Genomic DNA, 22,922 nt, shown 5'->3' with positions numbered 1-22,922 from the left:
CCGGGTCGGCTGTCTGCGCCCGGTCAGCGCGCGATCAGCTCGGCCGCGGTGCGCTCGGCGTGGGCGACGATGCCGGCCAGGCCGGAGCCCGCGACGGTCTCGCCGACGATCACCATGCCGGCGGGGACGGATGCCGCGGCCGGCCGCACCCACGAAACCTGCGCCGCGTCGACCGCGTCCGGCAGCGGCACGCTGAGGAGGAACGCGGCGTCGGCGCGGGCAGCATCGACCGGGTGGGCGGGCGTCTCGTCGTACGACAGGCGCAGCACGTGGCGACCGGCGGCGGCCTCTCGCAGCCACTCCCATTTCGCCGTCGCGTGGGTGAGCGCGCGGGCGGCGACCGGTGCCCCGGCGGCGACGAGGAGTCCGGTGCCGCGAGGGGCGGCATCCAGCTCCTCCTGCTCCACCACGAGCGTCACGAGGTCGATCCGGCGGCCCGGGTCCGCGGGGCCTGCCACACCGGGAGCGGCCACGACAACCGTGCCGCCGAGGGCGCCGAGGTCGTCGACGCGGGTTCCGAGGCGGATGCGGCCGCCATGGCGCTCCAGGTCGTCGGCGAGGGCGGGGACGAGCCGGTGCACCCCGCCACGGATCCCCGCGACGGCAGCACCCGGCGGTGCGTCCGCACGCAGCCGGGCAACGGCGACGGCGAGCGATCCGGCAGCGGCCACGGCCGCCGGGAGTGCGGGGTGGGCGCGGGCCACCGGAACGTCGTCGGGGTGCTGCGAGTGCACCCCGTGCACCACGGGCGCGACGAGCCGATCGAGGACCTCGTCGCCGAGGCGCTCCCGCACCAATGCGCCCAAGGTCTCGGGCACGGCGGCGAGCGGTTGCGCGTCGAGCTCGGCGGCGCGCTCCGCGGCGGAGCGTCCGACGACCCGCACGACGTCGGCGGCGAGCGGATCCGCCGGGATGCCGAGCAGCGCCGTCGCCGGGAGGGGCGCGGCGTCGCCGGTCGCCGGTTGCAGCCACGCCGGGCGCGGTGACGGCGCGACCACGTCGCCGGCGAGCCCGAGCTCATCGAGGAGGGACGTCACGGCACCGTCGCGGACGGCGAAGCTCTCGGCACCTGCGTCGAGGCCGATGCCCGCGACGTCGATGCGGGCGACGGTGCCGCCGAGTCGATCGGATGCCTCGAACACCGTGACGCTCGCCCCCGAGGACGCAAGGCGTCGGGCGACGACGAGGCCGGCGACGCCCCCGCCGACGACGGAGAAGTCAGTCATGCGCGTGGACGAACTCCACGATGCGCGTCAGCACGTCCGGGTCGGTGTCGGGCGGAACGCCGTGGCCGAGGTTCACGACGTGAGCGCGGGCGGACCGCCCCCGCTCCAGCACGTCGACGATGTGCGCCTCGAGCACCGGCCAGGGCGCCTGCAGCAGCGCGGGGTCGATGTTGCCCTGCACCGAGACGTCGGTGCCGAGCCGGCGCACGGCCTCATCGAGGGGCAGGCGCCAGTCGACGCCGACCGTGTCGACTCCGACGTCGCGCATCGCGGCGAGGAGTTCCCCGGTGCCGACGCCGAAGTGCACGAGCGGCACGTCGAGGCCCCGCACGGCGTCGAGGGCGCGGGCCGAGAACGGGGCGACATGCTGCGTGTAGTCGGCGAGGCTGAGCGATCCCGCCCACGAGTCGAACAGCTGCCCGGCCGAGGCGCCGGCTTCGATCTGCGCGGCGAGGAACGCGCCGGTGATCTGCGCGCACCAGCCGAGCAGCGCGGCCCAGGTCTCGGGGTCGGAGTGCATGAGGGCCCGGGTCTTCAGCTGCTCCTTGGAAGGGCCGCCCTCGACGAGGTACGACGCGAGCGTGTACGGAGCTCCGGCGAAGCCGATGAGCGGGGTCGCCCCGAGTTCGGCGACGGTCAGCGCGACGGCCTGGCGGATCGGTTCGAGGGCCGCAGGGTCGAGGGGCGGCAGGGCCGCGACATCCGCCGCCGTTCTGACCGGGGTCTCGAGCACCGGCCCGCGCCCGGGGACGATGCGCACGTCGACGCCCGCCAGGCGCACCGGGATGACGATGTCGCTGAAGAAGATGCCGGCGTCGACGCCGTGGCGGCGCACCGGTTGAAGCGTGATCTCACTGGCCAGCTCGGGGTGCAGGCACGCGTCGAGCATGTCGGTGCCGACCCGCAGCTCGCGATACTCGGGAAGCGACCGGCCCGCCTGCCGCATGAACCACACCGGCGGTCGGGCCGGCCGGTCGCCGCGATAGGCGCGGACGAGAGCGGGAGGAGTGTACCCAGCTGCCAGGGTCGGATGCGTCGGGTGAAGCGGCACGCGTCCAACCTTAGGCTCCCGCTTCGGAGATCATGAGGATCGTGCCTTAACATTGGACGGTGCTCCTCTGTCTGACCGCGAACCATCGGAACGCGAGCCTCGACGTGCTGGAGCGCCTTTCGGTGGGTGCGCCCACAGCCACGCGGGCACTGGTCGAGGACGGCTTCTTCGTGTCCGGCGCGGTCGTGCTCGCGACCTGCAACCGCTTCGAGGCGTACCTCGACATCGATGAGCCGCTCACCGGCGGCGAGGTGGTCGCCGTCGAATCGGTGGTCGAGGCCATGGCCGAGGCATCCGGTGTCTCCGCCGATGTGCTGCGGTCGTCGGTGGCCGTGCACCAGGGTGCGGATGCCGCCGCCCACCTGTTCGCGGTCACCAGCGGGCTCGAATCCGTCGTCGTCGGCGAAGATGAGATCTCCGGTCAGGTGCGCCGGGCGCTCGACGCCGCGCGAGCCGACGGACTGACCAGCGGCGAGCTCGAGCGTCTCTTCCAGAAGGCCACCCACACCAGCCGCGGTGTGCGCAACCGCACGCAGCTGCGCGGGGCTCATCGGTCGCTCGTGCGCCTGGCGCTCGACCTCGCCTCGAGCCGCATCGCCGACTGGGGGGCCGCCCGGGTCCTGCTCGTCGGCACCGGCCGGTACGCCGCCCGCACCGTCGACGCGCTGCGAGCCCGCGGCGCCGGCGACATCCACGTCTTCTCCCCGTCGGGGCGCGCGGAGTCCTTCGCCGCGCAGCGGGGCCTTGTTCCCGCGACCGACTTCGCGGCGGCGGTCGCTGAGGCCGACGTCGTCATCACGTGCACCGCCGACGCGGTCGTGCACGCGGACGCCTTCGTGCCCGGGCACCGCGTGCTCGTGATCGACCTGGGTCTTCCTCGCAACGTCGATCCCGCGGTCGGCGCCGTGCAGGCCGTCGAGCTGCTCGACCTCGAGACGATCCGCCTCCACGCGCCGCTCGAGCAGTTCACCGCGCACGCCGACGCCCGTGCGATCGTGGGCGATGCCGCGACCGAGTTCCATGCCGACCGCGAGGCGGGTCCCGCGATCACGGCCCTCCGCGGCGACGTGCTGAAGATCGTCGAGGACGAGATCGCCCGCGCCCGTGCCCGCGGAGCCGGCGACGACGTCGAGGCCGCGCTTCGGCATCTCGCCGGGGTGCTGCTGCACCGTCCGTCGGTGCGCATCAAGGAGCTCGCGGTCGAGGGCCGCATCGACGAGGCGCGCGCCGCGCTCGAGCTGCTGCACGGGCTGTCGGTCGACCCGCCCGCCGCGGTGGGCGACGCGGACGGCCTCTGGGCCACGGCCTGAGCGCCGGTCGCTGAGTGTTGCGGCTGTTCCGGCCGCTGCTGCATCGGCGGAGGGGCCGGCTGATGTCGGGTGAGAGCCGCGGGCGCCCGCCGACGGGACGGCACGGCCCCGCTCTCCGGCCGTGGGTCCCGATATGCGCGACGACAGCCCCGGGCGTGAGCGCGCTTCCCTCCCCGCGAGCGGTGACTGCCTGAGATCCGCCGAGCGGGATGCCCTGGCCATGGACAGCGTCGAACATATGTTCTACACTGGATGCATGATCGACGACGCGCCGCCCGACCCCACGGGTGCAGAGTGGGATGCCGTCGATCACGTGCCGCCAGTGCCCGACGCGGTCGACCTCGTACTCGAGACGGCCGCCATGATGGCCACCTTCGCCGCGGAGCGGCTCGTCCGCGTGGACGCGATGCGACGCGAGATGCTGACCGACGCCGCCGCTCGCGGTGTCGGTCTGCGTGAGGTCGTCGAGCGATCGATCCGACTGGAGCTCGCTGCGGGCATGCGGATCACAGAGTACGCCGCGGGGCGACTGATCCTTCAGGCCGAAGCGCTCGTGAACCGATATCCGACCGCGCTGGATGCGCTGTGGGGCGGGCGCATCACCGAGCGGCACGCCGAGATCCTGGTCGATCTGGTCGACCAGACCGATGGTGACCTGCGTCCTGTCGTCATCGAGAGGGCTGTCGCACTGGCCGAGGCCGAGCCCGTGGGCACGTTCCGGCGGGGCCTGCGCGACCTCATCGCACGGCTCGAGTCCCGGACGCTCGAGCAGCGTCACGCTGCCGCGGCGGCGGATCGGAGGATCAGCGTCGAAGCGGGCGCGGATGGGATGGGATCGCTGCTCCTCTACGCGCCGATCGTCGAGCTGCACGCGATCCATGGCCGTGTGACCGCTATGGCTAAGGCCATCACCGCGGGTGACGGCGAGACGCGGACGCTCGATCAGGTCCGGGCCGACATCGTCGCGGACCTCCTGATCGACGGTTCGACGGACCACACGCCGGCCTCGGCATCCGGGATTCGTGCGTCGGTCGTCGTGACCGTTCCGGTGCTGTCCCTCTTCGATGACGAAGCCGCGTCGCCCGGCGACCCGCCCGTCGTCGAAGGGGTGGGCCCGATTCCGCTCTCGCGTGCACGGGAGCTCTGCGGCGGCGATGCGAAGTGGATGCGGGTGCTGACCCACCCCGAGACGGGCATGGTGCTGTCGGTCGGTCGAGACCGGTACGAGCCACCCGCGGCGCTGCGTCGACTCGTGAGGTGGCGGGCCGACCGCTGCATGGGACCGGGTTGCGGCATGCCGGCGTCACGGTGCGAGGTCGATCACCAGATCCGCTGGGTCGATCAGGGCGAGACGGCTCTGGAGAACACTGCCCCCTTGTGCAAAGGGCATCACCTCGTCAAGGACAACGGCCAGTGGAAGGTCACCCAGATCCCGGGTTCGGGCGGTGCGCTGGAGTGGATCTCGCCGACCGGTCGAAGATACGTGGTGCAGCCGGAACGCAGGGTTCCGGTCTTCGCGAGTTCGAGGAGCTTCGACGGGAGCGACGCGCCGTTCTGAGTGTGGAGTCGGGCGTCGGGGCGTCCCGAAGCTCTCTGTCGCACGGCACGTCCGGCACGCAACAGCGGACCTGCTGTCGTCACCCGGCGAGTTCGTGCAGCAGGAACGCGCCGAGGAAGCCGATCGTCGCCCACAGCCCCGTGAGCGCGTGCTGCTGGTCGAACGCCTCGGGGATCATCGTGTTGCACACCATGGCGAGCAGGCCGCCCGCGGCGACCGTCGTGATGAGGGCGATGAGGCTGGGCGACGCGGACTGGAATGCCACATAGCCGAGCACCGAGGCCACGACGGTGACCAGGGCGATCCCGCTCCACAGCAGGGCGACGTACCGTCCGCTCGAACCGCCGCGCTTGAGCGCCGCGGTCGAGCCCAGACCCTCGGGGAAGTTGCTGATCGCGATCGCGGCGACGATGGGGATGCTGATCCCGCCCTGCAGCACCGACAGGCCCATCACGAGCGACTCCGGGATGCCGTCGATCAGCGCACCCACCGCGATCACGAGGCCGGCTCCGCTCACCGCCTGCGCGCCGGCGCGGCGGGCGACGATGTTCGCCGCACCCCCGGCCGGCGACGGCGAGAGCTGGGCAGCTCGCGGGAGCTGCCCGGACGGCGCCGCCGGGGCGGCCACCCGTTGCTCGTCCCGCTGCGTGCTCCGCCGAGAGATCAGCTGATCGGCGACGATGTAGATGATCGCACCGCCGAGGAACCCGACGGTCGTGGGGACGAGGCCGCCGTCCTCGGCCGCTTCCTCCACCAGCTCGAACGCGAGCGTCGAGATGAGGACGCCGGCGCCGGCCGCCATGATTCCGGCCACAACCAGCCGCGGGATGTCGACGAACCAGGCCACCGCGGCGCCGACCAGGAGGGTTCCGCCACCGATGAGTCCACTGAGCGCTGCGAGCCAGAGACCTTCCATGCGGTCAACCTAGTGGTCACGACGACGGATGCCTCGGCGAAACGCGTTCGCCGAGGCATCCGTCCGGCCGGCCTCGGTCAGTGAGCGAGCGCGGGCTGTCGGCCGCCGGAGGCGAGTCGTTCGGCGGCGAGGCCTTCGGCGGCCTCGAGCGGCGTCACGCCGCGCGCCTCGGCCTCGTCGAAGATGCGCCGCACGGTGTCGCCGATGTGGGCGACGCGCTCCATGATCTCGGTGCGGGTGCCCAGCTTCTTCGCCTCGAGGTCGAGGTAGATGACGCCGCCGGCGTTCACGACGAAGTCCGGGGCGTACAGGATGCCGCGCGCGGCGAGCCGGTCGGCGCCGCTGTGCTCGGCGAGCGGGTTGTTCGCGGGCCCGCAGACGGCCTTCGCGTCGAGGGCGTCGATGACCTCGTCGGTGAGGAGTCCGCCGATGCCGGCAGGGACGAAGACATCGGCGGGGATGAGGTGCTCCTCGCCCGCCGGCGTCCAGCGTGCGCCCAGCTCGGTCGCGAGGTCGCGCTTGGCGGGGTTCACGTCGGTCACGGTCAGGCGGGCGCCCTCGGCGGCGAGCCGCACGGCCAGGCGGCTGCCGACCTGGCCGAGGCCCGAGATCGTGAGGCGGCGTCCTTCGACGTCGGATGACCCGGTCACGCGCTCGAGGGTCGCGCGGATCGACTCGTAGACGCCCAGGCTGGTCGGGCCGGCGGGCTCGCCCGAACCCCCGACGGCGTCAGGCAGGCCGACCACGTGCTCGGTGCGCTCGCTGACGACCAGCATGTCGTCGGTCGTCGATCCGACGTCCTCGGCCGTGCGGTACAGGCCGTGCAGCGACTCCACGGCGTCGCCGAGGTCGAGGAACGCCGCCCGCCGCCGCTCGTCGTCGAGCGTCACGCCCGGCGGAAGGGCGAGCACGGACTTGCCGCCGCCCGCGTCGAGGCCCGCCGCGGCGTTCTTGAGGGTCATCGCCGCCGAAAGCCGCAGGGCGTCGCCGAGCGCGTCGCTCCAGTGCGGGTAGGACCACAGTCGCGCACCGCCCAGGGCCGAGCCGAGCACCGAGGAGTGCAGCGCCACGACGATGAACAGGCCGCTGCGCCGCCCGGTGATCACCTCCACCCGTTCGTGCGTGAAATCGGGCAGGGGCAGGGAGGGCAGGGTGTGCGTCATCGCGATACTTCCTTCGGCGGCCTTGTGGGCAGTGCGCTGCGGACGCCGCGGCGTTGCGGCATCCTTTCTCATTGCACACCGGTTCTGCGGATTGTTCAACCGTCTCAGCGGCGATTGGGCACAATGCGTCTCGTGACCGCCAGCCGGTGCGCGCCGGTGCGCAGACTGCGCGTTGCGGCCGGCCGATGACCGTCTCCCGCCGGCGGCCTGCGGCGTGCGGCGGGATCCGCGACCGCGGTCGGCGCCGGGCCCTGGATAAGCTGAGGCGGTGACCATCCCCGATTCCCTTCCCGCCCGGAGCCGTCTGGTCCACGAGTCGCTCCGCGCCGCGGGGATCCTGGGCGACATCGTGGTGCTTCCGGATGCCGCCTCCACCGCGGTCCTCGCCGCCGAGGCGCTCGGGGTCGAGGTCGGAGCGATCGCCAACAGTCTCGTGTTCTTCAGCGACGGTGCGCCGCTGCTGGTCATGACCAGCGGTGCCCACCGCGTCGACACGGCGGCGCTCGCCGAGCGGCTCGGCCGCACGAGCATCCGGCGTGCGGCGCCGGATCAGGTGCGCCAGGCGACCGGCCAGGTGATCGGGGGCGTCGCGCCCACCGGCCACCCGGCCCCGCTCCTGACCATCGTCGACGAGGATCTCGCCGCGTACCCCGAGATCTGGGCGGCCGGCGGCACACCGCACACGGTCTTCCCCCTGACCTTCGACGAGCTCGTGCGGCTCACCGACGGCACGGTGGCCAAGGTCGACTGAGCGCACGGCTCCTCACCGGACCGTCCCGTCCGGGGCCCGAGCTTCCGGCGATCAGCCGCCCGCGTGGCACCGCCTCATCGAGCCCGAGCTGATCGTGCGCCGCCCCGAGCATCCGTCATAGCGAGGGCGGCCTCGAGCCTCGCACGCGACGCTCCAGCTCTCGCGCCGCCGGAGCGAGCAGCGCCGCGACCCCCGCCGGATCGCGGGCGCCCTCGGTCGGATAGGTGACGGCGATCGCGGCGATCGGCCAGCCCACGTGGTCGCGGACGGCGACCCCCACCGATCCCAGCCCGAGCGTCACCTCGCCGTCCTCGAATGCCCACCCGCGCACCCGCGCCTCGCGCAGCAGCTCGCGCAGCTCGCCGGGTCGGGCAGGCCCCCGGCCCGTGCGGTCCGAGAACGACGCCGCGTCGGGGAACAGCGCGCGCACCTGCTCCCTGGGGAGCGCCGCGAGCATCGCGCGGCCGGTCGCCGTGAGGTGCGCGGGCAGCCGCACGCCGACATCCGTCACCAGGGCCGGCCTCCGGGCCGCCCGCTCCTCGACGATGTACAGGACGTCGCGCCCGTGCATCACCGCGAGATGCGCGCTTTCCCCTGCCCTGTCGACGAGATCGGCGAGCACGGGACGCCCGAGGCGTGCGAGGGGCTGCTGGCGCGAGTAGCCCCCGGCGAGCTCGAACGCGGCGATCCCGAGTCCCCAGCGCTGCTCCTCCGGCAGGTGCACGACGAACTGATGCTCCTGCAGCGTCGCGAGCAGGTGGTAGACGCTGGATCGGGGGATCCCGAGCCCCATGGCGATCGTGCGTGCGGGCACCGGTCCGCGCTGCCGCGCCAGGAACGACAGGATGCGAAGGGTCTGATCCGCCGCCGGCACCTGCGGACGGAGGGGCGAAGAGGCGGACGTGTCTGACATGACAGACACAGGATGCCACGGCTCGCCCTCGCCGGGAACACCGCGGGTGTGCAATCGAAGCATGACCGTATCGACCGAGCAGCTGGTCACCGTCGGCGCCGCACCGCTGGCCCCCGAACACGTGGTCGCCGTCGCGCGCCACGGTGCGCAGGTGCGGATCGATCCCGGAGCGCTGGAGCGCGTGACCGCGACGCGCGCGCTCGTCGAGGACCTCGCCGGCGATCCCGAGCCGCACTACGGCATCTCGACGGGATTCGGCGCGCTGGCGACGACCTTCATCGCGCCGGAGCGCCGCCGGCAGCTGCAGGCGAGCCTCATCCGCTCCCATGCGGCCGGCACCGGTCCCGAGGTCGAGCGCGAGGTCGTCCGGGCTCTCATGCTGCTGCGACTGCAGACGCTCGCGACAGGGCGGACCGGCGTGCGCCCCGAGGTGGTGGAGACCTACGCGGCCATGCTCAACGCCGGCATCACGCCGATCGTCCGCGAGTACGGCTCCCTCGGATGCTCGGGAGATCTCGCCCCGCTGTCGCACGTCGCGCTCGCGGCGATGGGCGAGGGGCGGGTGCGCACCGCCGACGGCGACGAGGTCGATGCCGCCGACGCGCTGGCCGCGGCATCCGTCCCCCCGCTCGTGCTGCGCGAGAAAGAGGGGCTGGCGCTCATCAACGGCACCGACGGCATGCTCGGGATGCTGCTGCTGGCGCTTCACGACCTCGCGGTGCTGCTCGACACCGCCGACATCGCCGCGGCGATGTCCGTCGAGTCCCAGCTCGGCACCGACGCGGTGCTCGCGGCGGACCTGCAGGCCCTGCGCCCGCAGACCGGCCAGGCGGTGTCGGCCGCGAACCTGCGCGCCGTGCTCGCCGAGTCGCCGATCGTCGCCTCGCACCGGGACCCCGCCGTGTGCACGCGCGTGCAGGACGCCTACTCGCTGCGCTGCGCACCCCAGGTGCACGGCGCCGCGCGCGACACGGCGGAGCACGCACGGCTGATCGCGTCGCGCGAGCTCGCCGCGGCCGTGGACAACCCCGTCATCACCCCCGACGGGCGCGTCGAGTCCAACGGGAACTTCCACGGCGCGCCGGTCGCGTACGTGCTCGACTTCCTGGCGATCGCCGTCGCCGATGTGGCGTCCATCTCCGAGCGGCGCATCGACCGCGCCCTCGACCCGGCGCGCAGCAACGGCCTCCCGCCGTTCCTCGCGCACGAGGTCGGGGTGGACTCCGGCCTCATGATCGCCCAGTATGCGGCGGCCGGGATCGTCTCCGAGCTCAAGCGACTGGCCGTCCCGGCATCCGTCGACTCCATTCCGTCGTCGGCGATGCAGGAGGACCATGTGTCCATGGGGTGGGCGGCGGGGCGCAAGCTGCGCCGCGCGATCGACGGACTGGCGCGCGTGCTGGCGGTGGAGGTGCTCACCGCATCCCGCGCGCTCGACCTGCGTGCGCCGCTCGAGCCGGCGCACGCGACTGCCGGGGTCCGCGACCTCGTGCGGACCGTCGCCGCCGGGCCCGGGCCCGACCGTTTCCTCAGCCCCGACATGGAGGCCGTCACCGCGCTCATCGCCTCGGGCGCCGTCGCGCGGACCGGCTTCGCCACCATCACGAAGGAGTGACATGACAACGCCCACTGAGACCCGCACCGTCCGGGCACCCCGCGAGCCCGAGCGCACCGCGAAGAGCTGGGGCGCCGAAGCGGCCAAGCGCATGCTCATGAACAACCTCGACCCCGAGGTGGCCGAGCACCCCGAGGACCTCGTGGTCTACGGCGGCACCGGCCGGGCGGCGCGCTCGTGGGAGGCGTTCGACGCGATCGTCCGCACCCTCGACGAGCTCGAACCCGACGAGACCCTGCTCGTGCAGTCGGGCAAGCCGGTCGGCGTCTTCCGCACCCACGAGTGGGCCCCGCGCGTGCTGATCGCGAACTCCAACCTCGTCGGCGACTGGGCGACGTGGCCCGAGTTCCGCCGCCTCGAGCAGCTCGGCCTCACGATGTACGGCCAGATGACGGCCGGCTCGTGGATCTACATCGGCACGCAGGGCATCCTGCAGGGCACCTATGAGACCTTCGCCGCGGTGGCGCGCTCGCTCGGGCGCGACGACCTGTCGGGCACGCTGACCCTCACCGGAGGGGCCGGCGGAATGGGCGGTGCCCAGCCGCTCGCCGTCACCCTCAACGGCGGCGCCGTGCTCATCGTCGACGTGGACGAGTCGCGGCTCGCCCGCCGCGTCGAGCACGGCTATCTGGACGAGTACACCACCGATCTCGAAGCCGCCGTGGCCCGGGTGGCGGCGGCCAAGGAGGAAGGCCGGGCCCTCTCGGTCGGCGTCGTCGGCAACGCCGCCGAGGTCTTCCCCGACATGCTGCGTCGCCACCGCGCCGGCGAGGTGATCGTCGACATCGTCACGGACCAGACCAGCGCCCACGACCCGCTGGCCTACCTGCCCGTGGGCGTCGCGTTCGAGGACTGGAAGGTTGAGGCGTCCCGCGACCCCGACGGGTTCACGGCCCAGGCGCGCCGCAGCATGGCCGCGCACGTGGCGGCGATGGTGGGATTCCAGGATGCCGGTGCCGAGGTCTTCGACTACGGCAACTCGATCCGCGCCGAGGCGCAGCTGGGCGGCTTCGACCGCGCCTTCGCCTTCCCCGGATTCGTGCCGGCATACATCCGTCCGCAGTTCGCCGAAGGACGCGGACCGTTCCGCTGGGTCGCCCTCTCCGGCGACCCGGACGACATCCGCAAGACGGATGAGGCGGTCAAGGCGCTGTTCCCCGACAACGCGGGGCTGGTGCGCTGGCTCGACAAGGCGGGCGACGCGGTGCACTTCGAGGGCCTGCCGGCCCGCATCTGCTGGCTGGGCTACCGGGAGCGGCATCTCGCCGGACTGAAGTTCAACGAGATGGTCGCGTCGGGCGAACTGTCCGGGCCGATCGTGATCGGCCGGGACCACCTGGACGCGGGCTCCGTAGCCTCTCCGTACCGCGAGACCGAGGCCATGGCCGACGGCTCCGACGCGATCGCCGACTGGCCGCTGCTCAACGCGCTGCTGAACACGGCGAGCGGTGCGGCGTGGGTGTCGATCCACCACGGCGGCGGGGTGGGCATCGGGCGCAGCATCCATGCCGGCCAGGTCACCGTCGCCGACGGCAGCGCGCTGGCCGCAGAGAAGCTCGAGCGCGTGCTCACGAACGACCCCGGCACCGGCGTCATGCGCCACGTCGACGCCGGGTACGACCGGGCCAAGGAGGTCGCCCGCGAGCGCGGCCTGCAGGTCCCGATGCTCGATGGATGACGGGCGGATGCCGTGACCACGACGCTCCTGACGAACATCGGCGAGCTGACGACCAACGTCGCCGCCGGCGGAGATCCCCTGGGCACCGTCCACGACGCGGCGCTGCTGATGGCGGACGGGCGCATCGCCTGGATCGGGCAGGCGGCGGACGCGCCGGCTCGAGGCCAGGACGCGACGATCGACGCCGGCGGCCGGGCGGTCATCCCGGGCTTCGTCGACAGCCACACCCACCTCGTGTTCGGCGGAGACCGTGCCGATGAGTTCGAGGCGCGCATGGCGGGCACGCCGTATGCCGCGGGCGGCATACGGCGCACGGTCGCGGCCACGCGCGCGGCGAGCGACGAGGAGCTGCGGCTGCGTCTGCAGCGCTTCACGACGGAGCTGCACGGGCAGGGCACCACGACGTTCGAGATCAAGACCGGGTACGGTCTCACGGTCGCCGACGAGGAGCGGCTCGCGCGACTCGCGGCCGAGGTCTCGGGCGAGGTGACGTTCCTGGGCGCCCACGTCGTCCCGGCCGAGTACGCCGAGCGGCGCGACGAGTACGTCGAGCTCGTGTGCGGCGAGATGCTGCGCGCGTGCGCGCCGCACGCCCGGTGGATCGACGTGTTCTGCGAGCGCGGCGCCTTCACGCCGGAGGAGGCCCGCCGGATCCTCGCCGCGGGCGCCGAGCGGGGCCTCGGCCTGCGGGTGCACGGCAACCAGCTCGGCCCGGGGGAGGGGGTGCGGCTGGCGGTCGCGGCGGGCGCGGCATCCGTCGACCACTGCACCTATCTCGACGATGCCGATGTGGCCGCGCTGGCAGGGTCGCAGACGGTCGCCACGCTGCTGCCCGGGGTCGAGTTCTCCACCCGCCAGCCGTACCCCGACGCCCGCCGCCTGATCGACGCGGGGGTCACCGTCGCGCTCGCGAGCGACTGCAACCCCGGCTCGAGCTTCACCAGCTCCCTGCCGCTCATGATCGCCCTGGCGGTGCGGGAGATGGGGATGACCCCGGCCGAGGCGGTGTGGGCTGCGACGGCAGGCGGTGCGCGTGCGCTGCGGCGCGACGACGTCGGCGCGCTGGCGCCCGGCATGCGCGCGGATGTGGTGATGCTCGACGCCCCGACGCGCGTGCACCTCGCCTACCGCCCCGGGGTGCCGATCGTGCAGACGGTGTGGGTCGGCGGCCGCGCCGTCACACCCGAGCCGTCAGCGCGGTGAGTCGAACGTCCACTCGTCCGGGTCGAGCGAGGTCGCGACGTCCCAGTCGTCCGCGTACCACCTGAACGTCGCGACGGCGCAGGTCGGCATGTGGCCGATCGCGTCGCCCGAGAGCCGTGCCGCCAGCACGCTCATCCCGGGGTCGTGCGCGACGACGAGCACCGACCTCCCGCGGCTGCCGGCCGCCCGGGTCAGCAGCACGCCGGCGGGCGCCCCGTAGAGCTCGGGGTCGACCGAGACCCGCACGTCGAGCGCCTCTGCGAACGCACGAGCTGTGCTGCGGGCGCGCACCGCGGAGCTGGAGAGGATGATCTCGGGGCGGAAGCCGGTGTCGGCGAGCGCGCGGGCCATGCGGGGCGCATCGCGCCGCCCGCGGTCGTTGAGCGGGCGCTCGTGGTCGTCGAGCTCCGGGTCGCCCCAGTCGGACTTGGCGTGTCGCACCAGCGCCAGCGTGATCATGCGAGAACCGCCTTCCCGGCGAGGAGCTCCAGGACGCATAGCGCCGCGAGTCTGACGGTCCTGCCGTCGGGCGCGTCGGCGGTCGCGTCGACCTCGGCGATGTCGGCGCTGTGCACGCGGGCGTCCGCCGCGATCGCCCGCACGAGCGCGCGGAGCTCCCACGCCGCGAGTCCACCGGGAACGGAGGCCGGGCACCCCGGCGCCACCGCCCGGTCGCACACGTCCACGTCGATGTCGAGGTGGACCGGCCCGTCGCCTGCGCCGGCGATCTCGAGCGCCTCGGCGACGACATCGGCCGCGCCGCGGCGGCGCAGATCGTCCATCGTCACCACGGTGATGCCGAGGTCGGCCGCCCGGCGGGCGTACGCGACCGAGTTGGCGAAGTCGGCGATCCCGAGCTGCACGATCCGCCGGGGGTCGAGGCCGTCCTCGATGAGGCGGCGCACCGGCGAGCCGTTGGAGACGCCGTCGCGGAGGTCGAAGTGCGCGTCGATCGTGACGAGACCCGTGGCGCCCGCACCCTGGGTGACGGCGTACGTGAGGGAGTTGTCGCCGCCGAGTGCGATCACGAGATCCGCGCGTCGGCGGAGGGCCGCGACGGCGGCGCGGACGGATGCCTCGCCGACGGGGCCGTCCGGCTCGTCGACGTCGCCGACGTCGGCGATGCGCAGCCGCTCGTTCAGATCCACCGGGGGCGGACCGAGGAGGGCGGGACTGTAACGCCGCAGCGCCTCGCGGATGGCGGCGGGCGTCGCATGCGCGCCGGTGGGGGACAGCGACGTGCGGAAGGCGGGCACGCCGAGGAGCGCGGCATCCCACTCGCCCTCGTCGATCGTGGGCCACGCACCCGCGCGCGGCCACAGGGCGTCATGCGGAAGCGTCACGATCCGACGCTACCGGGCGGCAGGGGGCGGGCACAGTCCCGAGGCGTTCCCGAGCTGAGGCGGTGTGCCCACGCGCTCAGATCCCCACGTACACCCACGCCCGCCGGCCGCTCGCGAGCACCACCGAGATGCGCCGGTACAGCGCGACCTCGTACTCGTCGGCCGCCTCGATCTCCTCGTCAGTGACCCGCAGCGCCCTGCCGACGACCTTGTCGAGGGGATTGCCCGTCTCGCGCACGACCGGGTGCACCGAGAGTCCCGACAGGTCCACGACGCGGCGGTCCTCGATCTCGGCGTAGTCGACGGTGTAACCAGGCAGCGCGTCGTCGTCGCCGTCGAGCAGCCTGCCGAAGGTGTCGAGCTGCACGTCGGGGTGCTGCAGGGTGCCGTAGGTGAAGAGGAGCTGGCTGCGCAGGTCGTCGGACACGACTCCAGTCAACCCGCTGCGCAGCGCCCCGCGCCGTTCTGTCATCGAGTGTTTACACGGCGACCGGATCACCCGGCGCCCCTCCCGCTCGTCAGCCCAGCAGCGCGTGGGCCACCGTGAAGATCGCCAGGCCGGCGAGTGAGCCCACGATCGTGCCGTTGAGCCGGATGTACTGCAGGTCGCGGCCGACCATGAGCTCGATCTTCTCCGTGGTCTCGACCGGGTCCCAGCGCTCGACGGTGTCGGTGATGATCGAGGCGATGTCGTGGCGGTAGCGGTCGACGAGGAACACCGCGGCGTCGGTCACCCAGCCGTCCACGCGACGCTGGAGGGCGGCATCCGTCGTCAATCGCCCGCCGATCTCGGCCAGCGCCTCCGCGGCCCGGCGGCGCAGTCCGCTTTCCGGGTCTGCGAGCGAGCTCAGCAGCCCGGCCTTCGCGGTGGTCCATGCTTCCGAGGCGAGCTCGCGCACGCGGGGACTGTCGAAGACGGCGAGCTTGGCGTCCTCGAAGCGCCCGATCGTCGCCGGATCGTGCTGCAGGTTCTCGGCGAGGCGAGTGAAATAGCCGTCGAGGGCGACGCGCGCGGGATGCTGCGGATCGGCGCGGATCGCCGCCACGAGCTTCACCGCCTCGTTGTAGACCGTGTCGTCGACGAAGCGATGCGCGACCGAGGGCACCCACGACGGCAGGCGCCGGGACACCAGGCCGCCGAACGCAGCCCGGTTGGCGGCGAGCCAGGCCGACACCGTGTCTGCGGCGAGGTCCACCGCGGCGTGGTGGCCGCCGGCGTCGATGATCCGCCCGAGCCACGCGCCCACCGGGGGACCCCACTCCGGAGCGATCAGATGCTCGCGGGCGAGCTCCTCCAGCAGGTCGCCGACCTCCTCGTCGCTGAGCGCCCGCACGACGCTGCCGGCCATGACCGATGCCTCCGCCGCCACGCGCTCGGCATGCTCGGGCTCGCTCAGCCACTCGCCGAGGCGCGCCGAGATCGCGGTCTGCTCGAGCTTGGCCCGCACCACGTCGCCCCGAAGGAACTCGGTCTCGACGAACTCGCCCAGGGTGTGGCCGATCTCGTCCTTGCGGCTCGGGATGATCGCGGTGTGGGGGATCGGGATCCCGAGCGGGTGCCGGAACAGCGCGGTCACCGCGAACCAGTCCGCCAGCGCCCCGACCATGCCTCCCTCGGCGGCCGCGCGGACGTAGGCGAGGGCCGGCACATCCTGCTGGAAGGCGAACGAGAACGCGAACAGCACGGCCATGAAGACGAGTGCTCCCAGCGCCACACCCTTCATCGTGCGCAGCCCCCGGCGCCGCTCCTGGTCGGCGGGGCTCAGCAGATGCGTCGGGGTCCTCGCCATGGGGTCATCCTCGCACGCGACCGGTCGCGCGGGGGAGGTGGGCCCAGGTGGTTGCGGCGGTGGCCGTCGCGAGGTAGGCGACGGGGAGCCGGCGCCCGCCGCCCATGCGTCGGGAGCCGTTACCGCACGGTGCGGGTGTGCGTCTCGATCACGTCTATGACCCCGTCTCCGTCCTGATCCGTCTCGGTGACGGAGGAGACCACCTCGCCGCGGTCGTCGTAGACCGTGGTCGCGCGGAGGAGGTAGTCGACGATGCCGTCCCCACCCTCGTCGTTCGCGTAGGTGAGCTCGACGACGCGCCCGTCGGAGATGACCCAGGTCCGTCGTTCGATGTTCTCCGGCACCCCGTCGATGAACCGGTCCAGCGTGATGGTCTCGTCCACGAGGAAGTCGCCGTCGTAGACGGACGTCGTGGTCTCCCGGTAGGGATCGCCGTTTCCGAAGGTGTCCACCTGGCGGACCACTGGTCGACCCTGATCGTCCGATTCGACGGTCTCGATGATCTCCTCGTCCACGACACCGTCACCGTTCCCGTCTGTGAGGCGCGTGGAGCCGGTGAAGACGCCCCTCGCGTCGAAGGAGAACGTCGTGACAATCGAGTACCCCGACGGCTCGAAGGTCTCCGTCACGCCGGTCAACTGACCCTTGCGGTCGTACGTGTACGTCGTGAGGGACGACGACGAGAAGGGACGGATCTCCTCGTCGAGCTCGCTGATCAGCGTGTTCTTGTCGAAGGTGCGCGTCACGCGCCGCTCGACCTCGATGGATCCGTCGGCGCGGTTGTCGGTGGTGCTCGTCTCCAGCACGGCGTTCCCCCGCTGATCGAACGTGGTCGTCTCGACAGTTCGCTCGTCGGGCACGCCGTCGCCGTCGTAGTCGGACTCCGTCGTCGAGGAGATCTCCGGCTTCTTGGCCGAGGTCACCGTGTATGTCGTCGTGAGGACATCGACGCCGTCCGCGCCGTTGTCGTACGTCTGAACGACCTGCACCAGCCGGCCCGAGCGGTCGTACGCGAAACGGACCTGCTGACGGGCATCGAGCACCTGGTCGCCCTCGTAGTCCGTGTCGGTCGTGTAGGCGAGCGTCTTCCCCTGGCGGTCGTACTCCCATGTGGTGGTCACCACCAGCGACACCGTTCCATCGGGGCGCCGATCCTCCGAGAGATGCGACAGCACGCGTCCCTTTCGGTCGAAGGTCTTCGTGACGGTCGTCGACTGATCGATGGTGCCGTCGTTGCCGAAGTCGACCTCGTTCACGTCCTCGACCGTGTACGTGCCGGCACCGGGGACCGGCGGCGGCGCTGCGCCGGCGGGGGCGGCCAGCAGTGCGGTCGCGGTCAACCCGACGATTGCGCCCACGGTGGCGGGCAGGGCGGTCAGCCGGCGGCGGCGCGACGCTCGTCGCTCGCTCGGATCAGCGGAGGTGGTCATCGCAGTCGGTCCTCTCGGAAGCCTCCGCGATTGCCCCGGGAGACGGGATCGGATGCACGAGCAACTCGGCACCGTCGAGAGCGGATGCCGACCTGCGGTCCACGTCATCGGGGACTCGCCGGGGCGAGGGTGGGTAGTTGATACCGGGCTGGTCCGGTTCGGGCGAACTCTATCGCCCCAGCCGCGTCGGCGGAAGCGGTGCGCTCACTCCTCGAGGGGCCCGAGCCACGCGGACGCGACGGCCGAGTGGGCCGATTCGGGGTCGGAGGGGTGGAAGAGGCCCGCGAGCACGTCGCGGTAGAGCCGGCTGAGCTCGTTCCGGTTGAAGTACGACGAGCCGCCCGCGACCAGGACCGCGTCGTCGACGATCGCCTTCGCCGCCGTCACCGCCCGGTGCTTGACGCCCGCCAGCAGCGAGAACCAGCGCGCGCCGTGGTCCGTGAGTCCGTCGACATCCCGCGCCAGCGATTCGAGCTGCGGCGGAAGGGCTTCGTACGCGAGCGCCATCTCGGCGATCCGCCATCGGATGTCGGGGTCCTGACTGTAGGCGCGGCCGGTCTTCTTCGATGTGCGGGACTGCGAGGCGGCGACCGCGAGGTCGAGGGCGCGACGGGCGATGCCGGTGTAGACCGAGGCGAGCAGCAGCTCGAAGGTGCTGAAGATGCCGAAGACGAGTGGATCGGGCTGGGGACCGGGAGGGAGCCGGCGCACCACCCGGTCGGCGGGTGCCACCGCGTCGCGGAGCACCGTCGTGCGGGACTGCGTGCCGCGCATGCCGAGCGTGTCCCAGTCGTCGCGCACCGTGACACGGCCCGCCTGCACCTCGGACCGGGGCACGAACGCGTAGACCAGCTGCGGCGCGTCCTCCGATGAGGTGTCCAGCCCGTGCAGGCCCAGCTGGGTCCAGACCGGGGCGAGCGAGGTGAAGATCTTCGTGCCGGTGAACGCGTAGCCGCCGTCCGGCAGGGGCGCGGCATCCGTGTCGCTGCCGAACAGCACCAGGTCGTTGCCTGCCTCGCTGATGCCGAAGGCGAACACGTCGCCCGCGACGGCGCCCTCGAGCACGAACCGCAGCGCATCGTCGCCGCGGTCAGCCAGCACCTTGGCGACACCGGTCCACACCAGGTGCATGTTGACCGCGAGCGCGGTGGCGGGCGCCGCGCCGGCGAGGCGCTGCTGGAGGACGGATGCCTCGGCCAGGCCCAGGCCGGCTCCACCGAGCTCACGCGGGGCGAGGATCGACAGGTAGCCGATGCGCTTCAGTTCGGCGAGGTCATCGCCGGGGAACGTGTTCTCCCGGTCGTGGACGGCAGCGCGGGTGCGGAAGCGCTCGAGCAGATCGTCGTCGAGGATCTCGCGCGGATCGAAGGAGGTCACCCCGCCATTCTTCCGCGAGGATGTGCCGATGGCGACGCCGTCCGAGGTTCTCGTCGCGCGGCCGATCCTGGGTGAGCTCTACCCGATCGCTGCCCGCAGCGCCGCCATCGTCTCCTCCGGACGGTCCCGGTGGGGCGAGTGCCCGGCGCCCGGCACGAAGGACACCGTGATGTGCGGGTTCGCCGCGACGGCGGACTCGGCGGGCTTCCCTCGGAAGATCGAGTACACATGCGGGTCGGAGGCGATCACGTGCGTCGGCACTCCGATGCACAGCGCCGCCTCGGTCACATCCCAGCGCGGGTTCTGCGCGCTGGTCTGCTCGACCGCCCATCGGCTCGCCTGCTGAGCTGAAAGCGCCTTCAGCTCGATGTCCTGCGGGTGCCAGTCCGGATGCTCCGCGCGCACCGCCGTCTGCGACGGGTCGTCGAAGGACCGGGTCTGGCTGTCGCGGACGATGTCCCGGTCGCGCTCGGTCAGCGAGATGGCCGGATCGATGAGCACGAGCCTTCGCGTCCAGTCCGGGTCGGCCGCGGTGGCGAGGACGGATGCCGCGCCGCCGAGCGAGTGCCCGATCACGAGGTCCCACGGGCCGCCGCCGGGGCGTGCGGCCAGCACGTCGGCACCGTAGGCCTCGAGACGGTAGTCCAGGACACGCGGTGCGGATCCGTGGCCGCGCAGGTCGACGGCATCCGCCCGCCATCCCGCGTCGGCCAGCGTGACGCCGTATCGCCACATGAGCGCGCCGTTCGAGCCCAGGCCGTGCACGAGGAGCGCGCGGCGCGGGGCTGCGGCCTCACCCCACGACAGGCGGGGCAGCGTCACGGGAGAAGGCATGCGCTCAGCCTAGGAGCGCGCGCCGCAGCGCGCGAAGTGGGAACCGGGACGTGCGCACGCCGATCGCGCGGATACTGCACGCGGGGGACGTCTCGCTCTGCGGCATTCGGCCTCCCCGGTGACGGCTACGGGTGTCGCGCGACGATGGCGTTCCGCGCGTGGCGCAGCCCGACGAACTCGCCCAGCGCTCGGCTGACCTCGTCGCGTGCGACGTATCGTGCCCGCCCCAGACGCTCGACGGACCCGACGAATTCGCCGGCGGCGCTCCCCACCCAGAAGCCGCTGTCGACCTCGTGCCAGGTGGTGATCGAGCGATCCTCCTGGTAGCGCGCTGCGACGCTCTGCGCCATCGTCATTTCGTCTCCGTGGGGGTACTGGGTCAAGGGGCATGACGTCAAGTGAATTACACAGCAGCAGTGATCATGTTCACTGGTATTGACAGACGGTGGCCCGATGTGCGCACCCCGGAGGAGGAGGAGAGATGGCACAGCTGTACTACGGAGCCGAGACTTGTCCGGCCGAGATCCCGGACCACGTGCTCGCACACGTCAAGGTCCTCGCGGCGACCAAGCTGCGTCGCGGCGAGTCGTTCATGCTGACGTGGCGGCACGGAGAGGACCCGGCGCGGGGCCGCACGTCGGTGTGGATTCAGCCGTCGATCCCGCTTCGATTCGTCTTCGACGGGCCCGAGCCCGAGACGCTCGACCGCGAGTACCTGCGCACGCTCGCGGAGGAGGCCTTGTCGAGCCGCGGCGTGGTCCTGGAATGGGACGACGAGACGGCGGGCGCCGCCGGCGTCGGGTCGCCGCCCGAGAAGGCGCGACCCGTGCCTTCCGTCGCCGCGTGACGCCCGGCGCGCGGAGAATGGTCTGGTGATCTCGACCGAACTGGCGATGGCCCTCCGCGACGCCGGCCTGATCTGGCACCCGCGGTCGGGCGATCGGTTCCAGCTCGACGAGCCCGAGTTCGAGGCCGATGTCTTCACGGTCAGCGAGATGACGATCGAGCCACGGGAGTACGCCACCGGCAAGCTGCTGGCCTTCAACGGCACCACCGAGTGGGCGCTGGATTCCGTCGCCCTCGAGGACGCACTGTGGCTGCCCCACGAGCACCAGCTGCGGGAGCTGCTGCGCGGAGCCTTCCGCGCCCTCAGGCGACTTCCCGACACCCATGAGGTCGAGATCGTGCTGGGCGGACAGCGGCGGGTCTTCGAGCATCCCGAGCCGGCCGACGCGTATGCGCTCGCCGTGCTGGAGCTCCTGCGCCGCCTGGCGTGACCTCGAGTCGCCGAACACGCTGGGCCCTGCGCCGGGGCGTTGCCTCGAGTCGCCAGGACACGCCGGCGGCGAGGCATCCGTTCGGCGTGTCTTGGCGAGTCGCGGGACCGTGACCCGGCCCAGGGGCGTTGCCTCGAGTAGCCAGAACACGCCGGGGGCGTTGATTCGAGTCGCCAGAACACGCCGGGGACGAGGCCTCCGTCCGGCGTGTATTGGCGAGTCGCGGGACCGTGCCCGGCGGTGTTACCTCGAGTCGCCAGAACACGCCGGCGGCGAGGCATCCGTTCGGCGTGTATTGGCGAGTCGCGGGACCGTGACCCGGCCTAGGTGTGATGTCCAGGCAGGTTGTTGAGTCTGCTGAAGGGTGGGGCTCCGATGGCGGAGTGGCGCCTGTGCTGATTGTAGAAGTGCAGCCAGCCGGGCAGCGCGGCGCGACGCTCGGTGTCTGAGGGGTAGAAGCGGGCATAGGCCCAGCCGTCGGCGAGGGTGCGATGGAAGCGTTCTATCTTCCCGTTCGTCTGCGGGCGGTAGGGGCGGGTCCGTTTGTGTCGGATGCCGAGCATGGCGCAGGCGTCTTTCCAGGCGTGGGAGCGATAGGCCGATCCGTTGTCGGACAAGACTCGCTCGACGGTGACGCCGCGGTCAGCGAACCATGCGACCGCGCGTTCGAGCACGCCGATCGCGGTGACGGCGCGCTCATCGCTGCAGATCTCGACGTAGGCGACGCGGGAGTGGTCGTCGATGACGGTGTGCAGGAACGCGGTGCCGATGTTGGGATGCCCTTTCTCGGTGTATCCGGCGCCGGCGCGGGCGGCGCGCTGCTTGTTCTTCTTGCCTTGCTGCTTGCCGACGTAGCGCCAGCCGCCGCCGTCGGGGATGTTGCCGAACTTGGTGACGTCGACGTGGATCAGGGATCCGGGATGGTCGTGTTCGTAGCGGCGGATCGGCTCGCCGGTGACCCGGTCGATGTGGCTGAGCCGGTTGATCCGGGCCCGCACCAGCACCGCATGCACCGTTGAGGCGGGAACGCCGAGCTCGCCGGCGATCTGCACCGGCCCCAGCCGCCGACGCCACCGCAACCGCACGATCCGTTTCACTGTCGCGGGCGGCGTCTTGGCCGGCATCGAGCGCGGCCGGCTGGACCGGTCAATCATTCCCGCGGGCCCTTCGGCCCGGAACCGGGCCGCCCACTTGCGCGCCGTCGGCGGTGAGGTCATGAACATCTTCGCCGCGACGGCGACCGGCCAATGCTCCTCGACGATGAGCTTGGCCAGCCGCAGACGAGCGCGCGGGGTCAGAGCAGCGTTAGCGTGGGACAACGAAGGCCTCCTGTGATGCGTGAGCGGTTCCTAGACAGCTCCACTCTCGCAACGGGAGGCCTTCGCCCGTCAGCAGATCACACGCGATTCACGCAACAACGTCCCTGGACATCACACCTAGGGGCGTTGCCTTGAGTAGCCAGAACACGCCGGGCGGGAGGCATCCGT

Annotated in this window: 22 protein-coding genes; 8 read left to right on the top strand and 14 right to left on the bottom strand. The window is 72.2% G+C overall.

Going from position 1 to position 22,922, the window contains the following annotated elements; genetic code table 11:
• Positions 1 to 23: 23 nt before the first annotated feature.
• The gene (locus tag IR212_RS10650) at positions 24 to 1,226 is read right to left on the bottom strand and encodes a protoporphyrinogen/coproporphyrinogen oxidase (RefSeq protein ID WP_194395900.1); all 1,203 of its coding nucleotides are present in this window, start codon (positions 1,224 to 1,226) and stop codon (positions 24 to 26) included.
• Positions 1,219 to 2,277, bottom strand: a complete 1,059-nt coding sequence (gene hemE / locus IR212_RS10645) for a uroporphyrinogen decarboxylase (RefSeq protein ID WP_194395899.1) — start codon at positions 2,275 to 2,277, stop codon at positions 1,219 to 1,221. Before hemE ends, IR212_RS10650 begins: the two co-directional genes overlap by 8 nt.
• A 59-nt stretch (positions 2,278 to 2,336) precedes the next feature.
• Here hemE and IR212_RS10640 point away from each other — a divergent pair, with 59 nt between their 5' ends.
• Positions 2,337 to 3,587, top strand: a complete 1,251-nt coding sequence (locus IR212_RS10640; protein ID WP_194395898.1) for a glutamyl-tRNA reductase — start codon at positions 2,337 to 2,339, stop codon at positions 3,585 to 3,587.
• A 256-nt stretch (positions 3,588 to 3,843) separates the two neighbouring features.
• Positions 3,844 to 5,145, top strand: a complete 1,302-nt coding sequence (locus tag IR212_RS10635) for an HNH endonuclease (RefSeq protein WP_194395897.1) — start codon at positions 3,844 to 3,846, stop codon at positions 5,143 to 5,145.
• A 79-nt stretch (positions 5,146 to 5,224) separates the two neighbouring features.
• Here the strand turns inward: IR212_RS10635 and IR212_RS10630 are convergent, their stop codons facing one another.
• Together IR212_RS10630 and IR212_RS10625 are read right to left on the bottom strand one after the other, a co-directional pair.
• Positions 5,225 to 6,061, bottom strand: a complete 837-nt coding sequence (locus tag IR212_RS10630) for a ZIP family metal transporter (protein WP_194395896.1) — start codon at positions 6,059 to 6,061, stop codon at positions 5,225 to 5,227.
• A 77-nt stretch (positions 6,062 to 6,138) separates the two neighbouring features.
• Positions 6,139 to 7,224, bottom strand: a complete 1,086-nt coding sequence (locus IR212_RS10625) for a Glu/Leu/Phe/Val dehydrogenase family protein (RefSeq protein WP_194395895.1) — start codon at positions 7,222 to 7,224, stop codon at positions 6,139 to 6,141.
• A gap of 274 nt (positions 7,225 to 7,498) precedes the next feature.
• Between IR212_RS10625 and IR212_RS10620 the strand changes: the two genes are divergently transcribed.
• Positions 7,499 to 7,975 (top strand): YbaK/EbsC family protein, encoded by a 477-nt coding sequence (locus IR212_RS10620; protein ID WP_194398641.1) that lies wholly within the window; start codon positions 7,499 to 7,501, stop codon positions 7,973 to 7,975.
• A 115-nt stretch (positions 7,976 to 8,090) separates the two neighbouring features.
• Here IR212_RS10620 and IR212_RS10615 read toward each other — a convergent pair whose 3' ends face one another.
• Positions 8,091 to 8,888, bottom strand: a complete 798-nt coding sequence (locus tag IR212_RS10615; RefSeq protein ID WP_228479271.1) for an IclR family transcriptional regulator — start codon at positions 8,886 to 8,888, stop codon at positions 8,091 to 8,093.
• A gap of 61 nt (positions 8,889 to 8,949) precedes the next feature.
• Here IR212_RS10615 and hutH point away from each other — a divergent pair, with 61 nt between their 5' ends.
• From hutH to hutI, 3 genes are read left to right on the top strand one after another with little or no spacing between them, the layout of a single operon-like run.
• Positions 8,950 to 10,503: a histidine ammonia-lyase gene (gene hutH / locus IR212_RS10610; protein ID WP_194395893.1), complete on the top strand. Its 1,554-nt coding sequence runs from the start codon at positions 8,950 to 8,952 to the stop codon at positions 10,501 to 10,503.
• Position 10,504: 1 nt separating this feature from the next.
• Positions 10,505 to 12,181 (top strand): urocanate hydratase, encoded by a 1,677-nt coding sequence (gene hutU / locus IR212_RS10605; RefSeq protein WP_194395892.1) that lies wholly within the window; start codon positions 10,505 to 10,507, stop codon positions 12,179 to 12,181.
• A gap of 12 nt (positions 12,182 to 12,193) precedes the next feature.
• Positions 12,194 to 13,384, top strand: a complete 1,191-nt coding sequence (gene hutI, locus IR212_RS10600) for an imidazolonepropionase (protein WP_194395891.1) — start codon at positions 12,194 to 12,196, stop codon at positions 13,382 to 13,384.
• Here the strand turns inward: hutI and IR212_RS10595 are convergent.
• From IR212_RS10595 to IR212_RS10560, 8 genes are all read right to left on the bottom strand, one after another.
• Entirely contained in the window at positions 13,373 to 13,843 is a 471-nt protein-coding gene (locus IR212_RS10595; protein WP_194395890.1) for a SixA phosphatase family protein, read from the bottom strand. The two genes, hutI and IR212_RS10595, sit on opposite strands and share 12 nt — an antisense overlap.
• Positions 13,840 to 14,727, bottom strand: coding sequence for an arginase family protein (locus tag IR212_RS10590; RefSeq protein WP_194395889.1), 888 nt, complete (start codon positions 14,725 to 14,727; stop codon positions 13,840 to 13,842). The genes IR212_RS10595 and IR212_RS10590 overlap by 4 nt, the downstream gene beginning before the upstream one ends.
• Before the next feature lie 76 nt (positions 14,728 to 14,803).
• Entirely contained in the window at positions 14,804 to 15,154 is a 351-nt protein-coding gene (locus IR212_RS10585) for a gamma-glutamylcyclotransferase family protein (RefSeq protein WP_228479270.1), read from the bottom strand.
• Between the two features lie 91 nt (positions 15,155 to 15,245).
• Positions 15,246 to 16,517, bottom strand: a complete 1,272-nt coding sequence (locus tag IR212_RS10580) for a DUF445 domain-containing protein (RefSeq protein ID WP_194395887.1) — start codon at positions 16,515 to 16,517, stop codon at positions 15,246 to 15,248.
• Between the two features lie 119 nt (positions 16,518 to 16,636).
• Positions 16,637 to 17,947: a hypothetical protein gene (locus IR212_RS10575; RefSeq protein WP_194395886.1), complete on the bottom strand. Its 1,311-nt coding sequence runs from the start codon at positions 17,945 to 17,947 to the stop codon at positions 16,637 to 16,639.
• A 204-nt stretch (positions 17,948 to 18,151) separates the two neighbouring features.
• Positions 18,152 to 19,324 carry an acyl-CoA dehydrogenase family protein gene (locus tag IR212_RS10570; RefSeq protein WP_194395885.1) on the bottom strand — a complete coding sequence of 391 codons (1,173 nt, stop codon included), beginning with the start codon at positions 19,322 to 19,324 and terminating at the stop codon, positions 18,152 to 18,154.
• Positions 19,325 to 19,402: 78 nt separating this feature from the next.
• On the bottom strand, positions 19,403 to 20,158 hold the full coding sequence (locus tag IR212_RS10565) for an alpha/beta fold hydrolase (protein ID WP_194395884.1): 756 nt from the start codon (positions 20,156 to 20,158) through the stop codon (positions 19,403 to 19,405).
• Between the two features lie 125 nt (positions 20,159 to 20,283).
• Positions 20,284 to 20,508 carry a hypothetical protein gene (locus tag IR212_RS10560; protein WP_228479269.1) on the bottom strand — a complete coding sequence of 75 codons (225 nt, stop codon included), beginning with the start codon at positions 20,506 to 20,508 and terminating at the stop codon, positions 20,284 to 20,286.
• A gap of 131 nt (positions 20,509 to 20,639) precedes the next feature.
• On the opposite strand from IR212_RS10560, the gene IR212_RS10555 reads away from it, so the two are divergent.
• A complete protein-coding gene (locus IR212_RS10555; protein WP_228479268.1) occupies positions 20,640 to 21,005 on the top strand; it encodes a DUF7882 family protein in 366 nt (121 codons plus the stop codon).
• Between the two features lie 25 nt (positions 21,006 to 21,030).
• Positions 21,031 to 21,435 carry a pilus assembly protein CpaE gene (locus tag IR212_RS10550; protein WP_194395882.1) on the top strand — a complete coding sequence of 135 codons (405 nt, stop codon included), beginning with the start codon at positions 21,031 to 21,033 and terminating at the stop codon, positions 21,433 to 21,435.
• Positions 21,436 to 21,758: 323 nt separating this feature from the next.
• Here IR212_RS10550 and IR212_RS10545 read toward each other — a convergent pair whose 3' ends face one another.
• On the bottom strand, positions 21,759 to 22,754 hold the full coding sequence (locus IR212_RS10545; RefSeq protein ID WP_194395881.1) for an IS481 family transposase: 996 nt from the start codon (positions 22,752 to 22,754) through the stop codon (positions 21,759 to 21,761).
• Positions 22,755 to 22,922: the final 168 nt, after the last annotated feature.

The sequence above is a fragment of the Microbacterium atlanticum genome (genome assembly GCF_015277815.1).
Lineage (GTDB): Bacteria > Actinomycetota > Actinomycetes > Actinomycetales > Microbacteriaceae > Microbacterium > Microbacterium atlanticum.
The sequence above is the reverse complement of the archived record's forward strand: the minus strand, read 5'-3'. Positions and strand labels throughout refer to the sequence as shown.

What these genes read in the sequence shown, in the direction of transcription:
- IR212_RS10650 (WP_194395900.1), bottom strand. Translation starts at nt 1,226, where the DNA reads ATGACTGACTTCTCCGTCGTCGGCGGGGGCGTCGCCGGCCTCGTCGTC.
- hutU (WP_194395892.1), top strand. Translation starts at nt 10,505, where the DNA reads ATGACAACGCCCACTGAGACCCGCACCGTCCGGGCACCCCGCGAGCCC.
- IR212_RS10575 (WP_194395886.1), bottom strand. Translation starts at nt 17,947, where the DNA reads ATGACCACCTCCGCTGATCCGAGCGAGCGACGAGCGTCGCGCCGCCGC.
- IR212_RS10635 (WP_194395897.1), top strand. Translation starts at nt 3,844, where the DNA reads ATGATCGACGACGCGCCGCCCGACCCCACGGGTGCAGAGTGGGATGCC.
- hutH (WP_194395893.1), top strand. Translation starts at nt 8,950, where the DNA reads ATGACCGTATCGACCGAGCAGCTGGTCACCGTCGGCGCCGCACCGCTG.
- IR212_RS10555 (WP_228479268.1), top strand. Translation starts at nt 20,640, where the DNA reads ATGGCACAGCTGTACTACGGAGCCGAGACTTGTCCGGCCGAGATCCCG.
- IR212_RS10625 (WP_194395895.1), bottom strand. Translation starts at nt 7,224, where the DNA reads ATGACGCACACCCTGCCCTCCCTGCCCCTGCCCGATTTCACGCACGAA.
- IR212_RS10560 (WP_228479269.1), bottom strand. Translation starts at nt 20,508, where the DNA reads ATGGCGCAGAGCGTCGCAGCGCGCTACCAGGAGGATCGCTCGATCACC.
- IR212_RS10565 (WP_194395884.1), bottom strand. Translation starts at nt 20,158, where the DNA reads ATGCCTTCTCCCGTGACGCTGCCCCGCCTGTCGTGGGGTGAGGCCGCA.
- IR212_RS10630 (WP_194395896.1), bottom strand. Translation starts at nt 6,061, where the DNA reads ATGGAAGGTCTCTGGCTCGCAGCGCTCAGTGGACTCATCGGTGGCGGA.
- IR212_RS10615 (WP_228479271.1), bottom strand. Translation starts at nt 8,888, where the DNA reads ATGTCAGACACGTCCGCCTCTTCGCCCCTCCGTCCGCAGGTGCCGGCG.
- IR212_RS10580 (WP_194395887.1), bottom strand. Translation starts at nt 16,517, where the DNA reads ATGGCGAGGACCCCGACGCATCTGCTGAGCCCCGCCGACCAGGAGCGG.
- IR212_RS10595 (WP_194395890.1), bottom strand. Translation starts at nt 13,843, where the DNA reads ATGATCACGCTGGCGCTGGTGCGACACGCCAAGTCCGACTGGGGCGAC.